6 protein-coding genes are annotated in these 5,720 nt (G+C 71.7%); 5 read left to right on the forward strand and 1 reads right to left on the reverse strand.

Translation table 11 applies throughout. The features are described from left to right. The first annotated feature begins 3 nt into the window (after positions 1 to 3). Genes ACFQQI_RS19250 through ACFQQI_RS19260 form a run of 3 tightly spaced genes read left to right on the forward strand, consistent with a single transcriptional unit; the run spans position 4 to position 3,241 of the window. The gene (locus ACFQQI_RS19250; protein WP_378567311.1) at positions 4 to 1,464 is read left to right on the forward strand and encodes an APC family permease; all 1,461 of its coding nucleotides are present in this window, start codon (positions 4 to 6) and stop codon (positions 1,462 to 1,464) included. Next, complete coding sequence (locus ACFQQI_RS19255; RefSeq protein WP_378567314.1) at positions 1,461 to 1,901, forward strand: hypothetical protein; 441 nt, start codon at positions 1,461 to 1,463, stop codon at positions 1,899 to 1,901. Before ACFQQI_RS19250 ends, ACFQQI_RS19255 begins: the two co-directional genes overlap by 4 nt. Beyond that, entirely contained in the window at positions 1,898 to 3,241 is a 1,344-nt protein-coding gene (locus ACFQQI_RS19260; protein WP_378567317.1) for a dipeptidase, read from the forward strand. Before ACFQQI_RS19255 ends, ACFQQI_RS19260 begins: the two co-directional genes overlap by 4 nt. On the opposite strand, the gene ACFQQI_RS19265 is transcribed toward ACFQQI_RS19260, so the two are convergent. After that, positions 3,242 to 4,585, reverse strand: coding sequence for a response regulator transcription factor (locus tag ACFQQI_RS19265; protein WP_378567320.1), 1,344 nt, complete (start codon positions 4,583 to 4,585; stop codon positions 3,242 to 3,244). It abuts the gene before it with no gap. A gap of 134 nt (positions 4,586 to 4,719) precedes the next feature. On the opposite strand from ACFQQI_RS19265, the gene ACFQQI_RS19270 reads away from it, so the two are divergent. Both ACFQQI_RS19270 and ACFQQI_RS19275 read left to right on the forward strand, forming a co-directional pair. Beyond that, complete coding sequence (locus tag ACFQQI_RS19270) at positions 4,720 to 5,376, forward strand: hypothetical protein (RefSeq protein WP_378567323.1); 657 nt, start codon at positions 4,720 to 4,722, stop codon at positions 5,374 to 5,376. Positions 5,377 to 5,459: 83 nt separating this feature from the next. Continuing rightward, a complete protein-coding gene (locus tag ACFQQI_RS19275; protein WP_378567326.1) occupies positions 5,460 to 5,705 on the forward strand; it encodes a hypothetical protein in 246 nt (81 codons plus the stop codon). Positions 5,706 to 5,720: the final 15 nt, after the last annotated feature.

Below are 5,720 nucleotides of genomic sequence, written 5' to 3' on the forward strand. Positions count from 1 at the left end.
CAGATGAGTGCCATGGACGTGCCGGCTGACAAGCCGGTCGCGGAGGCGAGGACCCGAGCCGCCGTACCCGCAGTGCACTGGATCTCGTGGATCGCGCTTGCTCTGATGACGACCAGCTCGGTCGCGAGCCTGCGGGCGGCGCCGACGATGGCCGTCTACGGCCTCGCCTGCGTCTTCCTCTACATCGTGCCGGCCATCGTGTTCCTGCTGCCGACCTCGCTGGTCTCGGCCGAGCTCGCCTCCGGCTGGAAGGGCGGCGTCTACAACTGGGTCTCCGAGGGCATCTCGAAGCCGATGGGCTTCCTGGCCGTCTGGTGCCAGTTCGCGATGACGATCTTCTACTACCCGAGCCTGCTCGGCTTCGTCGCCAGCACGCTCGCGTACGTCATCAACCCCGACCTCGCGTCCAGCGGCGTGTGGACGGCGTGCGTCATCGTGATCGTCTACTGGGCGGGCGTCTGGGTCTCCTCGCGAGGCACCCAGGGCGTGGCCGGCCTGGCCAGCGGCGGCCTCATCATCGGCACCCTGATCCCGGGCGCGGTGCTCGTCATCCTCGGCATGGTGTTCCTCGGCCAGGGCAACGAGTCGGCCGCCCCGATGAACGCCGACCACCTGTTGCCGGCGTGGGCCGGCCTGGCGAGCCTGGTGCTGATCGTCAACAACTTCCTGTCGTACTCCGGCATGGAGATGAACGCTGTGCACGTCGGCTCGCTCAAGGACCCGGCCAAGGAGTTCCCGAAGGCGATGTTCCTCTCGATGGGCCTGGTGCTGGTGATCTTCATCCTGCCGGCGCTGGCGATCGCATGGATCGTCCCGGCGGAGCAGCTCTCCCTCACGGCCGGCGTGATGCAGGCCTTCGACGCGGTCTTCGCGGAGTTCGGCACCCAGTGGCTGACGCCGATCTTCGGCATCATGCTGGTGGCGGCGTCGCTCGGCGGCATGCTCACCTGGCTGGCCGGTCCGTCGAAGGGCCTCCTGCTGATCTCCCGCCAGGAGGGCTACCTCCCGCCGTTCCTCCAGAAGCTCAACAAGCACGGCGTCCAGCAGAACATCCTGGTCACCCAGGGCGTCGTCACCACGATCATCGCGCTCGGCTACGCGCTGATCCCCGACGTGTCCAGCGCCTACTGGATCTTCTCGGTGATCACGACGCAGGTGTACCTGATCGTCTACCTGCTGATGTTCGTCGCCGCGGTCAGGCTGCGCAAGAACCAGCCCGACCACCCGCGCGGCTATCGCGCCCCGATGCTCGTCGGCCTGTGCGGCGTCGGCTTCGCCGCCTCCCTGGCGGCCCTGCTGATCGGGTTCGTCCCGCCGTCGCAGTTCGGCGGCGGCAGCCCCGCGACGTACGTGCTGATCGTCGGCGGCGGAGCGCTCGGCCTGGGCCTGCTGGTGCCGTTCCTCTTCTACCGATTCCGCAAGCCGTCCTGGAAGCAGCCCGAGGCCGAGGAGGTGTCGGCATGAGCGAGTACGAGGTTCCCGACCGCCACCGCACATGGATCTACTGGGTGGCACTCGGCCTGCTCGTGGTGATGGCCGTCGTCGCGCTCTTCACCTTCAGCGCCGCGCGCTCCAACGCGGAGGCACAGGACAAGGCCGACCAGCTCATCGCCGCCCTCGAGGACGCCGGCGCCCGGGCACCCTCCCAGGACCAGATCGTGCGCGTGCTCGGCGACGACGGCGGCCCCGTCTGCGACGACCCGGGGAACGCCCTGCGCCGGGCCACGCTCTTCGCCCAGATGATGAACGGCGCCGCCGGTCCGGGCCAGCGGCCCGTGATCGTCGACCGGCGGGTCGTCCAGGGCGAGCTGCTCGTGATCGAGATCTACTGCCCCGACAAGCTCGAGGACTTCCAGGACAAGATCGACGACCTGGACTTCGAGGACGTGATCCGGGGATGAGCGGCCTCGCCGACCGCGTCGCCGCGTTGATGCCCCGCGTGCGGACGGAGCTCGCCGACCTCGTCGCCATCCCCTCGGTCGCCGACCCCCGGCAGTTCCCTCCCGAGGAGTGCGCCCGGGCCGCGGACTGGGTCGTCGACGCGTTCCGCGAGCTCGGCTTCGCCGACATCGGCCTGCACGACACGGCCGACGGCAGCAAGGCCGTGGTCGGCTCGCGCCCGGGGCCGGACCCCGACGCCCCGACCGTCCTCCTCTACGCGCACTACGACGTGCAGCCACCGCTCGACGACGACGCGTGGCGGACATCGCCCTTCGAGCTCACGGAGGTCGACGGACGCTGGTTCGGCCGCGGCGCGGCGGACTGCAAGGGCAACATCCTCATGCACCTCACCGCCCTGCGCGCGCTCGGCGACGACGTGCCGGTCAACCTCAGGCTGGTGGTCGAGGGCTCCGAGGAGCAGGGCACCGGCGGCCTCGAGGACTTCGTCCCGAAGAACGCCGACCTGCTGCGGGCCGACGCGATCCTGGTCTGCGACACCGGCAACGCCGCCGTCGGGCAACCCGCCGTGACGGTGAGCCTGCGCGGGATGGTCAACGTCGTCGTGCACGTCGACGCCCTGCCCTCCGAGCTGCATTCGGGCATGTTCGGCGGCCCAACCCCCGACGCGCTCGCGGCGCTCGTGGCCGTCCTCGCCTCCCTGCGCGACGCCGACGGCAACACGACCGTCCAGGGGCTCGACAACACCCAGACGTGGACCGGCGCGCCGTACGACCCCGCAACCTTCCGCTCCGACGCCCAGATCGGCGCGGACGAGTCGCTGCTGGGCTCCGGGACGGTCTCGGACATGCTCTGGGCACGCCCGGCGATCACCATCCTCGGCATCGACTGCCCGCCGGTGGTCGGCTCGACGGCCGCCATCGTCCCCCGGGCGAGCGCCCGGCTGAACCTGCGGATCCCGCCGGGCACCGAGCCCGACGACGCGCTGGCCGCGCTCACCGCCCATCTCCAGGCCGCCGTGCCGTGGGGCGCGACCGTCAAGGTCGAGACCGAGGCGACCGGCGCCCCCTTCCGGGCGGCGACCGAGGGCCCGGCGTACGGCGCGATGCGTGCGGCGATGCGCGAGGCGTACGGCGCCGAGCCCGTCCTGCTCGGCCAGGGCGGATCCATCCCGCTGTGCAACGTCTTCGCCGACACCTATCCCGACGCGGAGCTGATCCTGATGGGCGTCGAGGAGCCCCTCGCGCTCATCCACGCCCCCAACGAGAGCGTCGACCCCTCCGAGATCCAGCGGCTGGCCCTGGCCGAGGCGCTGTTCCTGCAGGGGTACGCCGGCCGGTGATCAGCCGCGGTGGTACTCCAGAGCGGCGAGCACCCGGCGGTTGACCGTCGGGTCGGCGTGCAGGCCGAGCTTGCCGAAGACGGTGCTGATGAGCGGCTCGACCGTCTTCACGCTCAGGTGCAGCTCCTGGCAGATCGCCGCGTTCGTGAGCCCGTGCGCCATCAGCTCAAGGACCTCCAGCTCGCGCGGCGTCAGGTGCCCGAGATGGCCGGCGCTCCGCTCCCGCTGCACCACGGCCGCCAGCGTGAGCCGATCCAGGACCAGACCCGCGTGGGCGATGAGGTCCTGCATCATCCGCTCCTCGCTGCGGGTCATGGTCGTGATGCCCGGCACGACGAGCGCACCCACGACCTCGCCGCCCGAGCGCACCGGCCACGACCGCTCCGGAAGGTCGTCCAGGGAGCTCGGCGCCGAGTCGACGTCGGTGTCGGGCCAGACGCCGACGACGTGCAGCGCCGCCTCGTCACCCATCCACACGGTCGCCCCGGGCGCGTCCAGTGCCTCCGCCGCCGTCCGGGCGAGCGCCGTGGGCAGCCCGACCTGCTCCTGGCCCGCAGCCGTGAGCCACGACAGGGCGCGGTAGCGGGTGAGGAGGTGGCCGTGGAGAGCTGACCAGCCGGCGACCAGGGGGACGAGCGACACCATGACCAGCCCGGGCTTCGTCGAGCCGACCACGACCTGCCCGATCACGAGTACGACGAACGCGGCGCCGACCCCGAGCAGGAGGCCCAGGAGCGGAGCGCGGCTCCGGCCGGCCCGCCAGCGCACCGCGACCGCGACGACCCACGAGAGCTGGAGCACGACGTAGAACGGGTGCGCCAGGACCTGCCAGACCGCGTCGGCCGTCGCGAACCCCGGAAGGCTGAAGGGCGGCGCGATCGTGAGCCCGGCCGACTCCCACTCGACCGGCCACAGCGCGGAGAGCGTGGCACAGACCGCGGCGATCACGCAGCCGACGAGGACGGCCGGTCGCCACTGGCGCGACGGCAGATGACCGTCCGGGAAGCAGACCACCGCGAGTGTCGTCATCAGCATGCCGACGACGATCGGCCAGACGCCGAGCCAGCCCAGCCAGGACGCGGCGGTCCCGGTCGCCGTGTGCCCGACCTGCCGACCGGTGAACATGACGGCCTCGACCAGCCCGGCGGCAAGGAAGAGGGAGCTCTCCCGGCTGCGGGGCCGCTCGGCCGCGAGCCAGGCACCGACCAGGGAGAGCGTCACGCCGAGGATGCCGTTGTGGATGTTGCTCCACCAGACTCCGCGGGTGAGGCCGACCGCCACCAGGACGCAGGCTGTGCTCGCCGCGACCAGGGAGAGCATCTCGCTCCGGGCCGACCTCGCCACGCCTCTGATCGTGGCACAGCGACCGCACATCGGCCCCAGGGTTGACCCTGCACTTCCCGGATGCAGGGGAAACCCCGTACCTGCGGACGCGCCGGCGGCCCAGCGTGGACTCCTCCGACGAAAGGAAGCCCACCGTGACCACCGCGCTCGACTCCTCCGCCCGCTCCCGCCGCGTCGCCCTCGACGTCGGAACCATCGCCGCCCTCGTGGGCGCAGCGGTGGCGTTCAACCTGGGTGGCGCCCTGCATCCCAACGACAACGGCTCCGGCAACAAGGTCGCCCAGCTCCACGACATGCTGCTCGACAGCACGTGGTACCCGTCGCACCTGGGCCTGCTGGCCTCCTTCGGCCTCTTCACCGTGGCCTTCCTGCGGCTGCGCGGCCGGCTCGACCTGACGCCGGTCACCCTGCGCACCGTCCGGGTGATGACCGTGCTCTCCGCCCTGACGACGGCCCTGATGGTCCCCCACCTGCTCGCGCCGCTGGGCGCCGACTCGATCGCGGACGGGGAGTCGAACGCGCTGAGCGTCTTCATGACGATCGACGAGACGCTCGCCAACGCTCCGTGGGCGCTCGGGATTGCGCTGCTCGCGCTCGTCGCGGGCAGGACCGGCGACCTGGGCAACCGCGTGACCGCCGTCCTGGGCGCGGTCGGGGGCGTCAGCTTCGCCTCCGCGGCACTCACGATCCCGTTCACGGACGCGCTCGACGGGCTCTTCGCGGTCGGCGGGACCGGCATCACCCTGTGGGCCCTGGGTGTGGCCTTCGCCGGGGCGTGGCGAAGGCGATGACATGGCCCCGTGGGGCTATTGCCGCACCCGGAGGCCAACGGAAGACTCGGGGCACGAAGCGTCCCACCCCCTCGGGAGCCGGTGTGAACCGCAGGATCGTGATGTTCGTCGAGATCGTCCTCGCCATCGTGTGTGCCGGCCTGACGGTCGCCGCGCTGATCTGGCCCACGTGGATCGAGTCGCTCTTCGAGGCGTCGCCCGACAACGGCTCGGGCTCGGCCGAGCGGCTGCTCGCGCTGGTCTGGCTCGCGGGGACCGTGCTCTTCGCGTGGCTGGCGCGACGGCAGCACGCGCGCCTCACCGCCGACCCCGCGGCCGGGCGGCCCTGAGCGGGCGGGCGCGAC

It is taken from the genome of Nocardioides sp. GCM10030259 (assembly GCF_042666375.1).
In the GTDB taxonomy this organism is placed as follows: domain Bacteria; phylum Actinomycetota; class Actinomycetes; order Propionibacteriales; family Nocardioidaceae; genus Nocardioides.

What these genes read in the sequence shown, in the direction of transcription:
- ACFQQI_RS19250 (WP_378567311.1), top strand. Translation starts at nt 4, where the DNA reads ATGAGTGCCATGGACGTGCCGGCTGACAAGCCGGTCGCGGAGGCGAGG.
- ACFQQI_RS19255 (WP_378567314.1), top strand. Translation starts at nt 1,461, where the DNA reads ATGAGCGAGTACGAGGTTCCCGACCGCCACCGCACATGGATCTACTGG.
- ACFQQI_RS19260 (WP_378567317.1), top strand. Translation starts at nt 1,898, where the DNA reads ATGAGCGGCCTCGCCGACCGCGTCGCCGCGTTGATGCCCCGCGTGCGG.